The sequence below is a fragment of the Streptomyces sp. SD31 genome (assembly GCF_052068475.1).
GTDB lineage: Bacteria > Actinomycetota > Actinomycetes > Streptomycetales > Streptomycetaceae > Streptomyces.
Map to the genome: position 1 here is coordinate 236,947 of NZ_JBQHCX010000013.1, position 16,614 is coordinate 253,560.

A 16,614-nucleotide genomic window follows, 5' to 3' on the forward strand; every position below is an offset into this window, starting at 1 on the left:
CAGGCGGGGTGCGGTCGGGCAGGGTGGCGTCAGTCAGGGGAGGCGGGGCTTCAGTCGCGGCAGAGCACGGACTGCAGCACCTTGGTCAGCACGCGATCGGCGTCCGGCATGGCGGCGTCCGCACGCCAGGCGACGAAACCGTCGGGGCGTACGAGTACGGCACCGTCCTCGGCCGTGCCGTGCAGCTCCGCCCAGTCGGCGTCCGCGTCGGGGGCGAGGTCGTGGTCGGGGCCCGTGCCCACGAGGTACACCTCGACCGGGAGGCCCAGGTTCGAGGAGGCCTTCTCCGCCGCGGTCCGCCACTTCTGCCCGCCGGACCCGGCGAGCAGCACGAAGGAACGCTCGTACAGGTCGAGCGTGGAGATCCTGCCGCCCCCTCTCGTCACCCACATGTGCGGCGCACGGCTCCCCGGCTCGCCGCCCAGCTGGAAGGCGTCGGGGACGATCGGCCGGTCCGCGGGGGCGTCCAGCACGGCAGGGGACGCGTACCGGTAGCACAGGGCGACGGTCATCAGGTCCGCCGGGTCGTCGTTGCGTCCCGCGGCGGGACTGAATCCCGGGTGCTGCTCGTCGGCCGCCTGGACGCACGCGCGCGTGCCCGTCGCGAGGGCGATGGGCCGTCGTTCACGCTCGTAGGTGTCGAGCAACGGCAGGCCCGCCCAGCCGCGGAGCACCGAGGCCAGTTTCCAGGCGAGGTTGTGGGCGTCCTGGATCCCGGTGTTGGAGCCGAACGCCCCGGTGGGCGGCATCTCGTGGACCGCGTCGCCGGCCAGGAAGACCCGGCCCTCGCCGTAGCTGTCCGCGACCCGCTTCGACGCGTGCCAGGGCGCCTTGCCCGTGATCTCGACGTCGATGTCCGCGACGCCGACGGCGGCACGGATGTGCGCCGCCAGCCTCTCGTCGGTGAAGTCCTCCAGCTCTTCGCCCCGGTCGGGATGCCAGGGGACGTGGATCACCCAGCGCTCCTCGTTGTCCACCGGCAGCAAGGCACCTTCGCCCTGGGGGTCGGTGACATAGCAGACGACGAATCGTTTCTCTCCGACGTGGTGCTTCAGCGCCCTGCTGCGGAAGGTGACGCTGACGTTGTGGAACAGCTCGCCCGGCCCCGACTGGCCGATCCCCAACTGGTTGCGGACGGGGCTCCTCGGGCCGTCCGCGGCCACCAGGAAGTCGGCGTTCACCGTGTACGTCTCACCGGTCTCCCGGTGCCTGATCCGGGCCCGCACGCCCTCGCCGTGCTGGGTGAAGGAGAGCATCTCCGAGTTGAAGCGGATGTCGGCACCCTGCTCGGTGGCGTAGCTCAGCAGGACCGGCTCCAGATCGTTCTGACTGCACAGGCACCAGTCCGAGGAGCTGACCCGCGAGACGTCCATGCCCCCGGCGATGTCCCCGATGATCCAGCGGCGCTCCTTCCCGATGAGGGTGTCCACCTGGAGAATGCCGTCGTTTCCGGCGAGCACGCGAGCCGCGTCCCGAATACGTGATTCGAGGCCGGCGGTCCGGTAAATCTCCATGGTGCGCACGTTGTTGCCGCGGCCACGCGGATGCGTCGACGTCGCGGCATGGCGCTCCACGAGCATGTGCTCGATACCGAGGCGCCCCAGGAAAACCGAAGTGGAAAGACCCACCAGGGATCCGCCGACGATGAGAATTGGTACAGATTCCGCTTCGTGTCCGCTCACGTCGACGATGTTTACCAAGCCGGACTGTCACACACACGTCGTACGACGAGCCGACCCGTATGGCGCAGTGCCGTTTGCGGCGTGGTGTCGCCCGGGAAACGGTGGCTCTGACCGACGGAATCCGACCGCCGGAATCCACGCCTACCCCGGGGATCCAGTCATGACGCAAGCGTTCGCATCCGAGGAATCCGAGGCACTGTCGCCCGAGGAGGCCGCGACCGCGGCCTCGAACTGCACCCGGGAGTTTCGGGCCAACCCGCACCCCGTGTACGCCGCGCTCAGGGAGACGGCGCCCGTCTGCCCACTGTCTCCGCCGCACGGTGTCGAGACGTACCTCATCACGCGATACGACGACGCGCGTGCCGCCCTGGCCGACCCCCGGCTGAGCAAGGACATGTACGGCGCCATCGACGCCTACCACCGCATCTTCGGTGACTCGTCGATCGCGCTGGACGACAACATGCTCTTCTCGGACCCTCCGAAGCACACCAGGCTCAGGAGGATCGTCGGCAGCACTTTCACGCCGAAAAGGGTGGAGTCGCTGCGTACGCGCGTCCAGGAGATCACCGATGACCTACTGGACCAATGTCCCACCTCGGGTCCGGTGAACCTGCTCCCGGAGTTCTGCTTCCCGCTGCCGCTGCACGTCATCTGTGAACTCCTGGGCGTTCCGGAAAACGAACGCAAACAGGCTCAGGAATGGTCCGCCACCGTCGCGCAGACCGGTTTCGGACCGGAGGCGCGAAAGGCGCTGGAAATCGCCGAGGGAAACCTGCGCGACTATCTCGCGGAGCTGTGCACACGGAAGCGGAGTGAGCCGGACGGAGGTCTGCTCAGCGCCCTCGTCACGGCCCAGGACCAGGAGGGCTCGCTCACCGACCACGAACTCGTCTCGACGGCGTGGGTGCTCCTCTTCGCGGGCCACAAGTCGACGGCGTACCAGATCGGAAACGCCGTCTACCACTTGCTCAGCAGGCCGGATCAGAAGGAACTGGCGCTCCGGGACGCGAGCGCCATGAACGCGGCGATCGAGGAGATCTTCCGGTTCGAGACCTCCGTGGAGAACTCCACCTTCCGTCACGCGAAGGAAGACATCGTGATCCGTGACCAGCTCATCCCCAAGGGAGCGCTCGTCCAGATCTCGATCACCGGGGCCAACCGGGACCCGGAGATGTTCGCGGCGCCGGACGAGATGGATGTCCAGCGGCCGAACGTCCAGGCGACGCATCTCGCCTTCGGGTACGGCCCGCACTACTGCATCGGCGCGCCGCTGGCACGGCTGGAGATGCAGACCGCCCTCACCTCGCTCTTCGCGCGCTTCCCCCGCATGGAGCTGGCCGTGGCGCCGGAGGACGCGCGCTGGCTGACCGTGCCGTTCCCCGCCTTCCGCGGGCTCGCGGAACTCCCGGTCGTCCTCGACCCGTCATGACGGGCGGCCCCTCGGCCCCGGAGCGGGTGCGGGTGATCCGACTGCTGCGCGTGCGCGCCGGGATGGAAGCGGACTTCGTGCAGTCCTACAAGGACGTACTCGCGGGGGCCGCGCGATTCCCCGGACACCTCGGCGAACAGTTGTGCCGTTCCCTGGACGATCCCGCGCAATGGCTGCTCACCAGCGAGTGGGACAGCTTCGAAGCCGTCCAGCGGTGGCGCACCGACCCCGAGCACCGGACCCTGGTCGAGCCGATGAATGCCTGCCTGCACGACGACCGGTGGACGGCGGTCTTCCAGGTGAAGGAGACAGTGGCCGCCTGAGCGGCCGGACCGAAAGACGAGACGGGGCTGACCAGCATGTGACCGGCCGGTAAGGTCGGTCCCGTGCCGAAGCCGCTCAGTCTTCCCTTCGATCCCATCGCCCGCGCCGACGAACTCTGGAAGCAGCGCTGGGGCAACGTGCCGTCGATGGCGGCCATCACCTCGATCATGCGCGCGCACCAGATCCTGCTCGGCGAGGTCGACGCGGTGGTCAAGCCGTACGGCCTGACGTTCGCGCGGTACGAGGCGCTGGTGCTGCTCAACTTCTCCAAGGCCGGCGAACTGCCGATGTCCAAGATCGGCGAGCGGCTCATGGTGCATCCCACGTCCGTGACGAACACGGTCGACCGGCTGGTCAAGTCGGGCCTGGTCGACAAGCGCCCCAACCCCAACGACGGGCGTGGCACGCTCGCCTCCATCACCGACAAGGGCCGCGAGGTCGTCGAGGCGGCCACCCGTGACCTGATGGCCATGGACTTCGGCCTCGGGGTGTACGACGCCGAGGAGTGCGCGGAGATCTTCGCCATGCTGCGCCCGCTGCGGGTGGCGGCGCACGACTTCGAAGAGGGCTGACCTCCGGAAAGCCGACCCGGGGCCCCGGGCAAGATCTCCCGGAACGGGTGGTTACGCTCGTACGCATGAAGAAGAGCGTCCTGACCCGCTACCGGGTGATGGCTTACGTCACCGCCGTCATGCTGCTCGTGCTGTGCACCTGCATGGTGTTCAAGTACGGCTTCGACATGGGCGAGGACGTCACCTTCGCCGTCTCCCAGGTCCACGGCTTCCTCTACATCATCTATCTGGTCTTCGCCTTCGACCTCGGCTCCAAGGCCAAGTGGTCGTTCGGCAAGCTGCTGTGGGTGCTGCTCTCCGGGACGATCCCCTTCGCGGCCTTCTTCGTCGAGCGCAAGGTCACCCGCCAGGTCGAACCCCTGGTCAGCGAGCCGGTCCCGGCTGTCGCCAAGGCCTGACGAAGCCTGACGCAACCGCCGTACGGACGCGTACGGCGGTTCTGCCATCGACATTTACTTGGACGCCCTAGTAAATTCGAAGGTATGGACGCTGACGCCATCGAGGAGGGCCGCCGTCGCTGGCAGGCCCGGTACGACGCCGCACGCAAGCGCACGGCAGACTTCACCACGCTCTCCGGGGACCCCGTGGAGCCCGTGTACGGACCCCGACCCGGGGACAGGTACGAGGGCTTCGAGCGGATCGGCTGGCCCGGGGAGTACCCCTACACCCGCGGGCTGTATCCGACCGGCTACCGAGGGCGGACGTGGACCATCCGGCAGTTCGCCGGGTTCGGGAACGCCGAGCAGACCAACGAGCGGTACAAGATGATCCTCGGCAACGGCGGCGGCGGTCTCTCGGTCGCCTTCGACATGCCGACGCTCATGGGCCGCGACTCCGACGATCCGCGCTCGCTCGGCGAGGTCGGGCACTGCGGGGTCGCCATCGACTCGGCCGCCGACATGGAGGTCCTGTTCAAGGACATCCCGCTGGGCGATGTGACCACGTCCATGACGATCAGCGGGCCGGCCGTCCCCGTCTTCTGCATGTACCTGGTGGCGGCGGAGCGGCAGGGCGTCGACCCGTCCCTGTTGAACGGCACCCTCCAGACCGACATCTTCAAGGAGTACATCGCCCAGAAGGAGTGGCTCTTCCAGCCCCAACCGCACCTTCGCCTCATCGGCGACCTCATGGAGTACTGCGCGGCCGGCATCCCCGACTACAAGCCGCTGTCCGTCTCCGGCTACCACATCCGCGAGGCCGGATCGACGGCCGCGCAGGAGCTGGCGTACACGCTGGCGGACGGGTTCGGGTACGTCGAACTGGGCCTGTCGCGGGGACTGGACGTCGACGTCTTCGCCCCCGGCCTGTCCTTCTTCTTCGACGCGCACGTCGACTTCTTCGAGGAGATCGCCAAGTTCCGTGCCGCGCGCAGGATCTGGGCGCGCTGGATGCGCGACGTGTACGGGGCGCGGAGCGACAAGGCGCAGTGGCTGCGCTTCCACACGCAGACCGCCGGCGTCTCGCTGACCGCGCAGCAGCCGTACAACAACGTGGTGCGTACGGCCGTGGAGGCGCTCGCGGCCGTGCTCGGCGGGACCAACTCGCTGCACACCAACGCCCTCGACGAGACCCTCGCGCTGCCCTCCGAGCAGGCCGCGGAGATCGCCCTGCGCACACAGCAGGTCCTCATGGAGGAGACCGGGGTCGCCAACGTGGCCGATCCGCTGGGTGGTTCGTGGTACGTCGAGCAGCTGACCGACCGGATCGAGGCCGACGCCGAGAAGATCTTCGAGCAGATAAAGGAGCGGGGGCTGCGGGCGCATCCCGACGGGCGGCACCCGATCGGGCCGATCACGTCCGGGATTCTGCGGGGGATCGAGGACGGGTGGTTCACCGGGGAGATCGCGGAGTCGGCGTTCCGCTATCAGCAGGCGCTGGAGAAGGGTGACAAGAGGGTCGTGGGGGTCAACGCCCACACCGGTTCCGTCACCGGCGACCTGGAGATCCTGCGGGTGAGCCATGAGGTGGAGCGGGAGCAGGTGCGGGTGCTGGGTGCCCGCAAGGACGCGCGGGACGACGGTGCCGTGCGGGCCGCGCTCGACGCGATGCTCGCCGCCGCGCGGGACGGCGGCAACATGATCGAGCCGATGCTGGACGCGGTCCGGGCCGAGGCGACCCTGGGCGAGATCTGCGGGGTGCTGCGCGACGAGTGGGGGGTGTACACGGAGCCGGCAGGGTTCTGAATGTGCTGAGCTAGGAGGCTCCGGTGAGGCCCAGGAGCAGGACGCGCGTGAAGCTGCGTACCCACTCCTCATCCGCCGGCTCCGCGCTCACCAGGGTGCGGTGGACCACCGCGCCCGCCACCACGTCGAAGATGAGGTCGGCTGTGCGTGCGGCTTCCTCCGGATCCGTCTCCGGGGGGAGTTCGCCGCGTCTCTGGGCCCGGGAGCGGCCCTGGAGGACCAGGCGTTTCTGGCGGTCGACGATGGACCGGCGGATGCGCTCGCGCAGCGCCTCGTCCCGCGTCGACTCCGCCACCACCGCCATCAGTCCGCTCCTGGCCTCGGGGCGGGCCAGGATCGCCGCGAACTGCAGGACCACGCCCTCGATGTCGGCGGCGAGGCTCCCGCTGTCGGGGAGTTCCAGTTCGTCGAAGAGTTCCGCGACTGCGTCCACCACCAGCTCGTTCTTGCCGGACCAGCGGCGATAGAGGGTCGTCTTCGCAACCCCGGCGCGCGTCGCCACGTCTCCCAGGGTGAGCTTGGACCAGCCCACCTCTACCAGCGCCTCCCGCGTCGCGGCCAGGATCGCCGGGGCCGCGGCGGCGCTGCGCGGGCGGCCGGGGCGGGCGGCGGAGGTGCGGCTCTGCATCCCACGACCATATCCCCGCGATATCGGGGGATTCCGTGAGGTCGTGAGGGAGATCACCGGGGCGTGGTGTCGCGGAGGCACTCGATGCCATTACGCTACGACTCGTAGCGAAAGCTTGCGATGGACGTACGCGAGCGACCGCACGCTCGGCGTGGGTGGGGACCCGGCGTCGGAACAGCATCAGGGAACAGCATCAGGCCCGACCGGCTTTCACGGTGCTTTTCACGTGTGCGCGGGGTACGGGGGAGGATAGACGCATGCAGCCACGGAACATGTCCATGAGCGGAGTCGTCGACCTCGCCGCGGTGAAGGCGGCCCAGGAGGCCAAGGCGAAGGCGGAGCAGGCGCGTGTCGAGGCCGCCCGGCAGGGCGGGGGCACCGGCGCCGTATCGCCCGCCGATCTTGTTATCGATGTGGATGAGGCGGGATTCGAGCGGGACGTCCTCCAGCGGTCCGCCGAGGTGCCCGTCGTCATCGACTTCTGGGCCGAGTGGTGCCAGCCCTGCAAGCAGCTGAGCCCGGTACTGGAACGGCTCGCGGTCGAGTACAACGGCCGTTTCCTCCTCGCCAAGATCGACGTCGACGCCAACCAGATGCTGATGCAGCAGTTCGGCGTGCAGGGGATCCCCGCCGTCTTCGCCGTCGTCGCGGGTCAGGCGCTGCCGCTCTTCCAGGGGGCGGCCGGCGAGGCCCAGATCCGTCAGACGCTCGACCAACTCGTCACCGTCGCCGAGCAGAGGTTCGGCCTCACCGGCCTCACCGTCGACCCGGACGCCGAGCCCGGTGACGCCCAACCCGCTCCCACAGCGCCGTCCGGTCCGTACGACGCGCTGCTCGAGGCCGCCGTACAGGCGCTGGACGCGGGCGACTTGGGCGGTGCCGTCCAGGCGTACAAGAACGTACTGAGCGAGGACCCGGCGAACACGGAGGCCAAACTCGGGCTCGCCCAGGCCGAGTTGCTCCAGCGGGTGCAGGGCGCCGACCCGCAGCAGGTGCGCAAGGACGCCGCCGAGAAGCCCGCCGATGTGCGGGCGCAGATCGCCGCCGCCGACCTGGATCTGGTGGGCGGGCATGTCGAGGACGCTTTCGGGCGACTCATCGACACCGTGCAGCGCACGGTGGGTGACGACCGGGACGCCGTACGGCTTCGGCTGCTGGAGCTGTTCGAGGTCGTGGGCGGCGAGGATCCGCGCGTGGCGGCGGCTCGCAGGGCCCTGGCGCGCGCGTTGTTCTGACCGTGGTCGCGGGCGGGGCGGCGGCCCCGTTCTGACCAGTCACTAAACGCGCAGGCGCGTGTTGCCTGAGTGAAAGATCTGCCGACAGGGCATCAAAGCGGCCGCGCTTTACCAAATCTTGGTAATCGCGGCCGCAGTTACTCGGGGTAAGTCACAGGCGTCGTTCTGTCAGATTCTGTCCGGTGATTACTGGACTTGTCCGGTCACTGGGCACCACCCTGTGTCGCTGATCGAGACCGGCGGGTCGTTGTTCGGTTATCCCGCCGTTACTACCGAGTAACGAAGCCCCTTGTGCGGGCGGCGAGAATGCACCACGATCGGCCACGCTCGGTCCATTCCCGTACCCCGACAGCCGGTTGGGTCGCGGGAGTTCCTGGGTCCCCACCGAGCAGAGTCGGCGGCAGTGGCGCCGGCTCTTGGACAGGGGGGTCTTCGCCCACCCGGCGAAGCCTGTCCAGCAAGGTTGTGCGTGATGCGTGTCAGGCGCGACCAGTGGTTGTCGCTCGGGGGTGATCGCCGGTGATTCGGGCGCGTTTTGCGCCACCGAGCGCAGGCGCTCTCCTTCCCGAGGACGTAGCACTTCTCCCATCCCTGCCCGGCTGAGCCGTCGAACTGACAGTGGCAGCCAGGGCCAGGAGATGTACGTCCGAGAAGGAGGAAATATGGAGTCCCAGGTGCGTGGCGGGACCAGATGGAAGCGGTTCGCTGTGGTCATGGTGCCCAGCGTCGCCGCCACGGCTGCGATAGGTGTCGCCCTCGCGCAGGGCGCTCTCGCCGCGTCGTTCAGTGTCTCCGGCCAGTCGTTCAAGGTCACGACCGACAAGCTCGTCGGTACGGGTTTCTCGCAGTACGGCGCTCTTGACGAGGGTTACACGCTCACCGGCAAGAAGACGGTTCACCCCGTCGCCGTCTCGGGCTTCAAGTCCGCGACGATCAACAGCCTGTGCCAGTCCGTGGTCACCCCCGACGTCCCGATCCTCGGGAGCGTCAGCCTGATCCTGCGGGCGGGCCAGGACCCGAACAAGCCGGTCGAGGCCAAGAACCTCTACATCGACGTCGCCGACCTCGAGGCCGACGCGACGTTCGAGAACATCGACATCGGTGTGGCCGCCAAGGACGCCAACAAGGGTCCGGGCATGAAGGGCGGCGGCGAGCAGGCCAACCCCTTCGGGTTCGCCCAGCAGGCCGACAAGGCCACGCTGGTCGGCGTGAAGCAGACGGCGTGGGCGACCACCGCCGGAACCTTCAAGCTCAGCGGTCTGAAGATGTCGCTGTCGACGGGTGTCAAGGAGTGCTACTAAGCACTCTGTGACGGGCGGGGGAGCCGATGGCGCCCCCGCCCGTCCACTCTCCGCCCGCTTTCTTCACAAGTGGTCACATGCACCACAACTCACCACCACAGCACCACCATCACAGCAACGCCGTACCAGGGAGCTGTTTTCGATGAGCGCCGAAACTCCTGCCGCGCCCGGCCGTGACGAGCACTACCTCCGGGTCTTTCGGCGGAACTTCCGCGCCTGGCGGGGCACGAGGCCGTTCTGGGCCGGTCTGTTCGTCATGTTCGGCGGACTCCCGATCGCCTACTTCCCGTACGCGAACCTCCAGATCGGCCACTTGACGCTGGCGATGCAGACCGCGGGAGGCTCCAGCTCCCTGATCATCGGTGTGCTGCTCGTCGTCCTGGGCTTCACTCTGTGGTTCCAGAAGCACGTCCGCACCTTCGCGGGCGTAGCGGCGATCCTGCTGGCGCTCGTCTCCATCCCGCTGTCCAACCTCGGTGGCTTCCTCATCGGCTTCCTCTTCGCCCTCGTCGGCGGAGCGATGGCCGTGTCGTGGGTCCCGGGCACGCCGCCCGACGCGGAGCAGGTGCAGCAGGGCACGACGGGAACGGGTGGCGCTCCTGAGGGCCTGGACCCCGACACCACGGTCCTCAAGCCCGTGCAGGACACGGACGCGTGGGGCAAGTCGAACGATCTGTCAGGAACGAGCCCGGCGAACGGGGCGAACGGGAGGCACAGTGCCGGCTGACGAGGTGACCCACGGGACTGAGGTGGACAAGTCCCGTGCGAGAACCGGGCCGCGTCACGCGGCGCCCAAGAAGCCGCTGTTCACCAGGTTCCACATGCCGGCCGGCAAGGCGATAGCCCTGGCGGCGATGCCCACGGCGGTCCTCATGGGGATGGGCTTCACACCCACCCTCGCCCAGGCCGACAGCAACAACGCGACGAAGCCGACGTCCAACAGCCTGACGGCCGACGAGTACAAGGAGTGCGTGGCGGCCCTGGAGGGCGATGCCTCCGCGTCCCCGGGCGCCGACGCGTCCACGGACAGCGACGAGGCGACGGAGCCGACCCCGTCGGCGTCGGCCTCCACCGGCGAGGACTCCTCCGACTCCTCGGACGGTTCGGGGTCTTCGGACTCTTCGGGTTCTTCTGGCTCCGCGGGCGACTCATCTTCGTCGGATTCAGGTTCCGGCGACGGGACCGAGCCCACGCCGACGCCCTCCCCGAGCAGGACGAGCGAGGCCCAGTCCGGCGGCACCGCCACGCCGAGCCCCTCGGCGTCGGAGAGCGGCGGCAACCTGCTGGAGGACATCGGTGACGCGATCACCGGCGTCTTCACGGGTGGCTCCGCCGCCGAGGAGAGCGCGAGCCCGACGCCGACGCCCTCCGCGAGCGCGAGCGAGGAGGCGCCCTCCGGCTCCTCGGACTCCGCCGACTCCGCGGGCAAGGACACCACCGAGGCCTCCGACCCCGTCAAGGACACCGCCGAGAAGGTCACCGACACGGTGAAGGACACCGTCGAGGGCGCCACCGACAAGGCGTCCGAGGCGGCGCAGGACGCCACCGAGGCGGCCGGCGAGGCCACCGCCTCGCCCAGCCCCTCCGCGAGCTCCACCACGGATCCGGAGGACTGCCCGGCCGCCACGGACGAGGAGGGCGGCGTCGACAACACCGTGCCGCTGCCCGACGACCCCTGGTTCCTGGACGCCAGTTCGCTGCTGCTCAAGGGCGCCGACTACCAGGGCGTCGTCAAGGTGAAGACGGCCAACGGCTCCACCAAGAAGGTGCTGAAGTACGTCGTCTCCGACGGGGTCGACATCGGCGACCTGCACCAGACGGTGAAGGACAAGCAGTCCGGCAAGACCTACCACGTGCAGGCGGCCGAGGGTTCGACGTCCACCTTCCGCAACGGCAAGGTCGTGATGTACACGGAGAGCATCTCCGGCAACCTGCTGGGCCTGATCCCGCTGACGTTCAGCCCCGAGAGCCCGCCGCCGCTGAACATCCCGCTGATCTACTTCACGAAGGTGAAGGTCGTCCAGGCCGGCCAGTTCGGCGGCACCCTGCACGTGCCCGGGCTGCACTCCTACATCACCGACTGAGCCGACCGAGCCGACCGAGCCGACCGAGCCGACCGAGCCGGGCGTCTCGAGCGGACGCCTCCCAAGCCTGTTCGGGAGCCGCGAAAACGCCGAGGGCGCCCCCTGGATCACAGGGGGCGCCCTCGGCGCCGTACGGGGCCTCGCAGGCCCTTCTCGGGATCAGTCCCGCGCGCCGCCGCCGAGGTGGTGGACGCGGACCATGTTGGTGGTGCCGGGAACGCCGGGCGGGGAACCGGCGGTGATGACCACGATGTCGCCCTCGTTGAACAGGCCCATCTTGACGATCTCCTGGTCCACCAGGTCGACCATCTCGTCGGTGCTGTTGACGAACGGCACGACGTGCGGCTCCACGCCCCAGCTGAGCGTCATCTGGTTGCGGGTCGACTCGTCCGTGGTGAACGCGATGATCTGCTGGGCGGCGCGGTAGCGGCACAGCCGGCGGGCGGTGTCGCCGGACTGGGTGAAGGCGACCAGGCCCTTGCCGCCGAGGAAGTCGGCGATCTCGCAGGCCGCGCGGGCGACCGAACCGCCCTGCGTGCGCGGCTTCTTGCCGGGGACGAGGGGCTGCAGGCCCTTGCTCAGCAGCTCCTGCTCGGCCGCGGTGACGATCTTCGACATCGTCTTGACGGTCTCGATCGGGTAGGCGCCGACGGAGGACTCCGCCGACAGCATGACCGCGTCGGCGCCGTCCAGGATCGCGTTGGCCACGTCGGAGGCCTCGGCGCGGGTCGGGCGGGAGTTGGTGATCATCGACTCCATCATCTGGGTCGCCACGATCACCGGCTTGGCGTTGCGACGGCACAGCTCGATGAGCCGCTTCTGCACCATCGGGACCTTCTCGAGCGGGTACTCGACGGCCAGGTCGCCACGCGCGACCATCACGCCGTCGAACGCCATCACGACGTCCTCCATGTTGGCGACCGCCTGCGGCTTCTCCACCTTGGCGATGACCGGGACGCGGCGGCCGACCTCGTCCATGACCTTGTGCACGTCCTGCACGTCGTTGGCGTCCCGCACGAAGGACAGGGCGACCAGGTCGCAGCCCATGCGCAGCGCGAAGCGGAGGTCCTCGACGTCCTTCTCGCTCAGCGCCGGGACGTTCACGGCCGCGCCCGGCAGGTTGATGCCCTTGTGGTCGGAGACGACGCCGCCCTCGATGACGATCGTCTTCACCCGGGGGCCGTCGACCTCGGTGACCTTCAGCTCGACGTTGCCGTCGTTGATGAGGACCTGGTCGCCCTTGGTGACGTCGCCCGGCAGGCCCTTGTAGGTGGTCCCGCAGATCTGCTTGTCGCCCGGGACGTCCTCGGTCGTGATGACGAACTCGTCACCGCGCTCCAGCTCCACCGGGCCCTCGGCGAAGGTCTCCAGACGGATCTTCGGACCCTGGAGGTCGGCGAGCACACCGATGGCCCGGCCGGTCTCCTCGGCGGCGGCCCGCAGGCGCTCGTACCGCCCCTGGTGGTCTTCGTGGGTGCCGTGGCTGAAGTTGAAGCGGGCCACATTCATGCCCGCCTCGATCAGGGCGACGAGCTGTTCATGGGAGTCGACCGCGGGGCCGAGAGTACAAACGATTTTCGAACGGCGCATGGGACGATCCTATCGGTTTGTTTCGCTACGGAATATTCCGTCTGGCGGAAGATACAAATGAGCTGCGCTTTGCTCAGCCGTGTTACTCAGGCGTTCTCTTCGACCAGTGCGTAGGTCTGCGTCGCGATCTCCAGTTCTTCATCCGTGGGCACCACGGCGACCGCCACCCGCGCGCCCGCGGGCGAGATCAGCCGCGGCGCGTCACCGCGTACGGCGTTCAGTTCGGCGTCCACCACGAGGCCCAGCTGTTCCAGGCCCGCCACAGCGGCCTCCCGCACCGGCGCCGCGTTCTCGCCGACCCCGGCCGTGAACGCGATCGCGTCCACCGTGCCGAGCACCGCGTAATAGGCGCCTATGTACTTCTTCAGCCGGTGAATGTAGATGTCGAAGGCCAATTGCGCCCGCTCGTCACCTTCGTCGATCCGTCGGCGGATCTCCCGCATGTCGTTGTTGCCGCACAGGCCGATCAATCCGCTCTTCTTGTTGAGAAGAGTGTCGATTTCCTCGATGGACATTCCTCCAACACGCGCCAAATGGAAGATGACGGCGGGATCCATGTCACCGGAGCGCGTACCCATCACGAGCCCCTCCAAAGGCGTCAGCCCCATGGAGGTGTCCACGCAGCGACCGCCCCGCACGGCCGACGCGGACGCGCCGTTGCCCAGGTGCAGCACGATGACGTTCACGTCCTCGGGCGCCTTGCCCAGCAGCTTCGCGGTGGCCCGGGAGACGTACGCGTGCGAAGTGCCGTGGAAGCCGTACCGGCGTATCCGGTGCCGGTCGGCGGTCTCGACGTCGATCGCGTAGCGGGCGGCCGACTCCGGCATCGTCGTGTGGAACGCCGTGTCGAAGACGGCGACCTGCGGCAGGTCCGGGCGCAGCGCCTGGGCCGTGCGGATCCCGGTGAGGTTGGCCGGGTTGTGCAGCGGGGCGACCGGGATCAGCCGCTCGATCTCGGCGAGCACGGCGTCGTCGATGACGGTCGGCTCGGTGAAGTGCTTGCCGCCATGCACCACCCGGTGCCCGATCGCGGCCAGCTCGGGCGAGTCCAGTCCGAGGCCGTCCCTGGCGAGCTCCGCCGACACGGCCTTCAGGGCGGCCTCGTGATCGGCCATCGCCCCGGTCCACTCACGGGTCTCGCCGCCGCTCGCCAGCGGGGTGTGCCTGAGCCGGGAGGAGTCCTCGCCGATGCGCTCGACGAGCCCGACGGCCAGCCGACTGCTGTCGCGCATGTCGAGCAGCTGGTACTTCACCGACGAGGAGCCGGAGTTGAGGACGAGGACGCGGGACGGGCTCACTGGGCGGTTGCCTTCTCGGTGGGGGACTGGGCGGGGGACAGGGCGGGGGACTGGGCCTGGATCGCCGTGATGGCGACGGTGTTGACGATGTCCTGGACCAGGGCGCCCCGGGACAGGTCGTTGACCGGCTTGCGCAGACCCTGCAGCACCGGTCCGACGGCGATGGCGCCGGCCGAGCGCTGCACCGCCTTGTAGGTGTTGTTGCCCGTATTGAGGTCCGGGAAGATCAGAACCGTTGCCTGCCCGGCGACCTCGGATTCCGGCAGCTTGGTCGCGGCGACGGACGGCTCCACGGCGGCGTCGTACTGGATGGGCCCCTCGGTCTTCAGGTCGGGCCGCCGCTGGCGCACCAGCTCGGTCGCCTCGCGCACCTTGTCGACGTCGGCGCCCGAACCGGACGTACCCGTCGAGTACGACAGCATCGCGATCCGCGGCTCCACGCCGAACCGCTGGGCGGTGGCGGCCGACTGGATGGCGATGTCGGCCAGCTGCTCGGCGTTCGGGTCGGGGTTCACGGCGCAGTCGCCGTAGACGAGGACCCGGTCGGCGAGGCACATGAAGAAGACCGAGGAGACGATGTCGGCGTCCGGGTTGGTCTTGATGATCTCGAAGGCGGGCCGGATGGTCGCGGCGGTCGAGTGGACGGAGCCGGAGACCATGCCGTCCGCGAGGCCCTCCTGCACCATCAGCGTGCCGAAGTAGTTCACGTCGGAGACGACGTCGTACGCCAGCTCCACCGTGACCCCCTTGTGGGCGCGCAGCCTCGCGTACTTCTCGGCGAAGGCGTCGCGCAGCTCGCTGGTCGCGGGGTCGATCAGCTGGCAGTCACCCAAATCGATGCCGAGGTCGGCGGCCTGCTTGCGGATCCGGTCCACCGGCCCCAGGAGGGTGAGGTCGCAGACGTTCCGTCGCAGCAGGACCTCGGCGGCGTGCAGGACGCGCGGCTCGGTGCCCTCGGGCAGCACGATGCGGCGCATGTGCGAGCGGGCCTGTTCCAGCAGCTTGTGCTCGAACATCATCGGCGTGACCCGGTCGCTGTTCGGCGTCGAGACCCGCTTCAGCAGGTCACCGGTCTCGACGTACCGCTCGAACAGGCCGAGGGCGGTCTCCGCCTTGCGTGGGGTGACCGCGCTCAACTTCCCCTCCAGGGAGAAGAGTTGCTCGGCGGTGGGGAAGCTGTAGCCGGGCACCGAGAGCACCGGGGTGCCGGGGGCGAGGCGGGCGGCGAGGGTGAGGATCTCGTCGCCGGGACGCTCGTCGAGGGTGAGCAGCACACCGGCTATCGGCGGGGTGCCGGCGCTGTGCGCGGCCAGGGAGCCCACGACCAGATCGGCGCGGTCGCCCGGCGTGACGACCAGGCAGCCCGGGGTCAGGGCGGTCAGGAAGTTCGGCAGCATCGCGCCGCCGAACACGAAGCCGAGGGCGTCGCGGGCGAGCCCCGAGTCGTCGCCGAGCAGGACCTTAGCGTCCAGGGACTGGGCGATCTGCGAGACGGTCGGCGCGGCCAGGGCGGGCTCGTCCGGCACGACGTAGCAGGGCACGGGCAGCCGCGCCTGGAGCCGCTGGGCGATCTCGTCCCGGTCGTCCCGGGCGACCCGGTTGGTGACCATGGCCAGCACGTCGCAGCCGAGGCCCTCGTACGCCCGGTAGGCGTTGCGCGTCTCGGCCAGCACGGACTCGGCGGTCTGCCTGCGTCCGCCCACGACCGGTATCACGGACGCGCCGAACTCGTTGGCGAGCCGGGCGTTGAGGGACAGCTCGTCCGGGAGCTGGGTGTCGGCGTAGTCGGTGCCGAGGACGAGGACGACGTCGTAGTCGCGGGCGACGAGATGGAACCGGTCGACGAGCGTGGACACCAGCTCATCCGTCCCGCGCTCGGCCTGGAGGGCGGACGCCTCGTGGTAGTCCATGCCGTAGACCGTCGCCGGATCCTGGGACAGCCGATAGCGGGCGCGCAACAACTCGAACAGGCGGTCGGGGGCGTGGTGCACCAGCGGCCGGAACACCCCCACCCGGTCGACCTGCCGGGTCAGGAGCTCCATGACCCCCAGTTCGACGACCTGGCGGCCGTCTCCGCGGTCGATGCCGGTCACGTACACGCTGCGCGTCACGCGTGCTCTCCGTTTCGTCTGTCGTCTGTTGACTGTCGTCCGTTGGCTGTCGGCGGCTTGGCGGAGCCTTTGGTCTGTTCCCGTCAAGGGTCGCAAAATCGCCCAGTGAGGTGAGCGAAACCCTCTTGACAATACCCTTGCCGCTGGATAAGGCGCCCGTCAGGATCCAGGGTCGGA

General features: G+C 68.9%; 14 protein-coding genes. 9 read left to right on the forward strand and 5 right to left on the reverse strand.

Annotated elements, in window-relative coordinates:
- Positions 1 to 50: 50 nt before the first annotated feature.
- Positions 51 to 1,682, reverse strand: coding sequence for an FAD-dependent oxidoreductase (locus ACTMVF_RS27520; protein ID WP_441273778.1), 1,632 nt, complete (start codon positions 1,680 to 1,682; stop codon positions 51 to 53).
- A 160-nt stretch (positions 1,683 to 1,842) separates the two neighbouring features.
- On the opposite strand from ACTMVF_RS27520, the gene ACTMVF_RS27525 reads away from it, so the two are divergent.
- The 5 genes from ACTMVF_RS27525 to ACTMVF_RS27545 all read left to right on the forward strand — a co-directional run bounded on the left by ACTMVF_RS27525 (position 1,843) and on the right by ACTMVF_RS27545 (position 6,190).
- Complete coding sequence (locus ACTMVF_RS27525; RefSeq protein WP_441273779.1) at positions 1,843 to 3,111, forward strand: cytochrome P450 family protein; 1,269 nt, start codon at positions 1,843 to 1,845, stop codon at positions 3,109 to 3,111.
- Positions 3,108 to 3,434 carry an antibiotic biosynthesis monooxygenase family protein gene (locus tag ACTMVF_RS27530; RefSeq protein ID WP_441273780.1) on the forward strand — a complete coding sequence of 109 codons (327 nt, stop codon included), beginning with the start codon at positions 3,108 to 3,110 and terminating at the stop codon, positions 3,432 to 3,434. Before ACTMVF_RS27525 ends, ACTMVF_RS27530 begins: the two co-directional genes overlap by 4 nt.
- Before the next feature lie 63 nt (positions 3,435 to 3,497).
- Positions 3,498 to 4,007 (forward strand): MarR family winged helix-turn-helix transcriptional regulator, encoded by a 510-nt coding sequence (locus ACTMVF_RS27535; RefSeq protein ID WP_441273781.1) that lies wholly within the window; start codon positions 3,498 to 3,500, stop codon positions 4,005 to 4,007.
- A gap of 65 nt (positions 4,008 to 4,072) precedes the next feature.
- Positions 4,073 to 4,405 (forward strand): DUF3817 domain-containing protein, encoded by a 333-nt coding sequence (locus tag ACTMVF_RS27540; RefSeq protein ID WP_128434727.1) that lies wholly within the window; start codon positions 4,073 to 4,075, stop codon positions 4,403 to 4,405.
- Positions 4,406 to 4,489: 84 nt separating this feature from the next.
- The gene (locus ACTMVF_RS27545; RefSeq protein WP_441273782.1) at positions 4,490 to 6,190 is read left to right on the forward strand and encodes an acyl-CoA mutase large subunit family protein; all 1,701 of its coding nucleotides are present in this window, start codon (positions 4,490 to 4,492) and stop codon (positions 6,188 to 6,190) included.
- A 10-nt stretch (positions 6,191 to 6,200) separates the two neighbouring features.
- Here the strand turns inward: ACTMVF_RS27545 and ACTMVF_RS27550 are convergent, their stop codons facing one another.
- The gene (locus ACTMVF_RS27550; protein ID WP_441273783.1) at positions 6,201 to 6,818 is read right to left on the reverse strand and encodes a TetR/AcrR family transcriptional regulator; all 618 of its coding nucleotides are present in this window, start codon (positions 6,816 to 6,818) and stop codon (positions 6,201 to 6,203) included.
- Between the two features lie 257 nt (positions 6,819 to 7,075).
- On the opposite strand from ACTMVF_RS27550, the gene ACTMVF_RS27555 reads away from it, so the two are divergent.
- The 4 genes from ACTMVF_RS27555 to ACTMVF_RS27570 all read left to right on the forward strand — a co-directional run bounded on the left by ACTMVF_RS27555 (position 7,076) and on the right by ACTMVF_RS27570 (position 11,438).
- A complete protein-coding gene (locus tag ACTMVF_RS27555) occupies positions 7,076 to 8,053 on the forward strand; it encodes a tetratricopeptide repeat protein (RefSeq protein WP_441273784.1) in 978 nt (325 codons plus the stop codon).
- Between the two features lie 662 nt (positions 8,054 to 8,715).
- On the forward strand, positions 8,716 to 9,354 hold the full coding sequence (locus ACTMVF_RS27560) for a DUF6230 family protein (RefSeq protein ID WP_441273785.1): 639 nt from the start codon (positions 8,716 to 8,718) through the stop codon (positions 9,352 to 9,354).
- A gap of 142 nt (positions 9,355 to 9,496) precedes the next feature.
- Positions 9,497 to 10,081 carry a DUF6114 domain-containing protein gene (locus ACTMVF_RS27565; RefSeq protein ID WP_441273786.1) on the forward strand — a complete coding sequence of 195 codons (585 nt, stop codon included), beginning with the start codon at positions 9,497 to 9,499 and terminating at the stop codon, positions 10,079 to 10,081.
- A complete protein-coding gene (locus ACTMVF_RS27570; protein ID WP_441273787.1) occupies positions 10,071 to 11,438 on the forward strand; it encodes a hypothetical protein in 1,368 nt (455 codons plus the stop codon). The genes ACTMVF_RS27565 and ACTMVF_RS27570 overlap by 11 nt, the downstream gene beginning before the upstream one ends.
- 159 nt (positions 11,439 to 11,597) lie before the next feature.
- Here ACTMVF_RS27570 and pyk read toward each other — a convergent pair whose 3' ends face one another.
- From pyk to pta, 3 genes are all read right to left on the reverse strand, one after another.
- Positions 11,598 to 13,028, reverse strand: coding sequence for a pyruvate kinase (pyk, locus tag ACTMVF_RS27575; protein WP_301996798.1), 1,431 nt, complete (start codon positions 13,026 to 13,028; stop codon positions 11,598 to 11,600).
- A gap of 86 nt (positions 13,029 to 13,114) precedes the next feature.
- The gene (locus ACTMVF_RS27580; protein ID WP_441273788.1) at positions 13,115 to 14,326 is read right to left on the reverse strand and encodes an acetate kinase; all 1,212 of its coding nucleotides are present in this window, start codon (positions 14,324 to 14,326) and stop codon (positions 13,115 to 13,117) included.
- The gene (gene pta / locus ACTMVF_RS27585; protein WP_441273789.1) at positions 14,323 to 16,437 is read right to left on the reverse strand and encodes a phosphate acetyltransferase; all 2,115 of its coding nucleotides are present in this window, start codon (positions 16,435 to 16,437) and stop codon (positions 14,323 to 14,325) included. The genes ACTMVF_RS27580 and pta overlap by 4 nt, the downstream gene beginning before the upstream one ends.
- Positions 16,438 to 16,614 lie beyond the last annotated feature (177 nt).

What these genes read in the sequence shown, in the direction of transcription:
- ACTMVF_RS27525 (WP_441273779.1), top strand. Translation starts at nt 1,843, where the DNA reads ATGACGCAAGCGTTCGCATCCGAGGAATCCGAGGCACTGTCGCCCGAG.
- ACTMVF_RS27530 (WP_441273780.1), top strand. Translation starts at nt 3,108, where the DNA reads ATGACGGGCGGCCCCTCGGCCCCGGAGCGGGTGCGGGTGATCCGACTG.
- ACTMVF_RS27540 (WP_128434727.1), top strand. Translation starts at nt 4,073, where the DNA reads ATGAAGAAGAGCGTCCTGACCCGCTACCGGGTGATGGCTTACGTCACC.
- ACTMVF_RS27545 (WP_441273782.1), top strand. Translation starts at nt 4,490, where the DNA reads ATGGACGCTGACGCCATCGAGGAGGGCCGCCGTCGCTGGCAGGCCCGG.
- ACTMVF_RS27550 (WP_441273783.1), bottom strand. Translation starts at nt 6,818, where the DNA reads ATGCAGAGCCGCACCTCCGCCGCCCGCCCCGGCCGCCCGCGCAGCGCC.
- ACTMVF_RS27555 (WP_441273784.1), top strand. Translation starts at nt 7,076, where the DNA reads ATGCAGCCACGGAACATGTCCATGAGCGGAGTCGTCGACCTCGCCGCG.
- ACTMVF_RS27560 (WP_441273785.1), top strand. Translation starts at nt 8,716, where the DNA reads ATGGAGTCCCAGGTGCGTGGCGGGACCAGATGGAAGCGGTTCGCTGTG.
- ACTMVF_RS27565 (WP_441273786.1), top strand. Translation starts at nt 9,497, where the DNA reads ATGAGCGCCGAAACTCCTGCCGCGCCCGGCCGTGACGAGCACTACCTC.
- pyk (WP_301996798.1), bottom strand. Translation starts at nt 13,028, where the DNA reads ATGCGCCGTTCGAAAATCGTTTGTACTCTCGGCCCCGCGGTCGACTCC.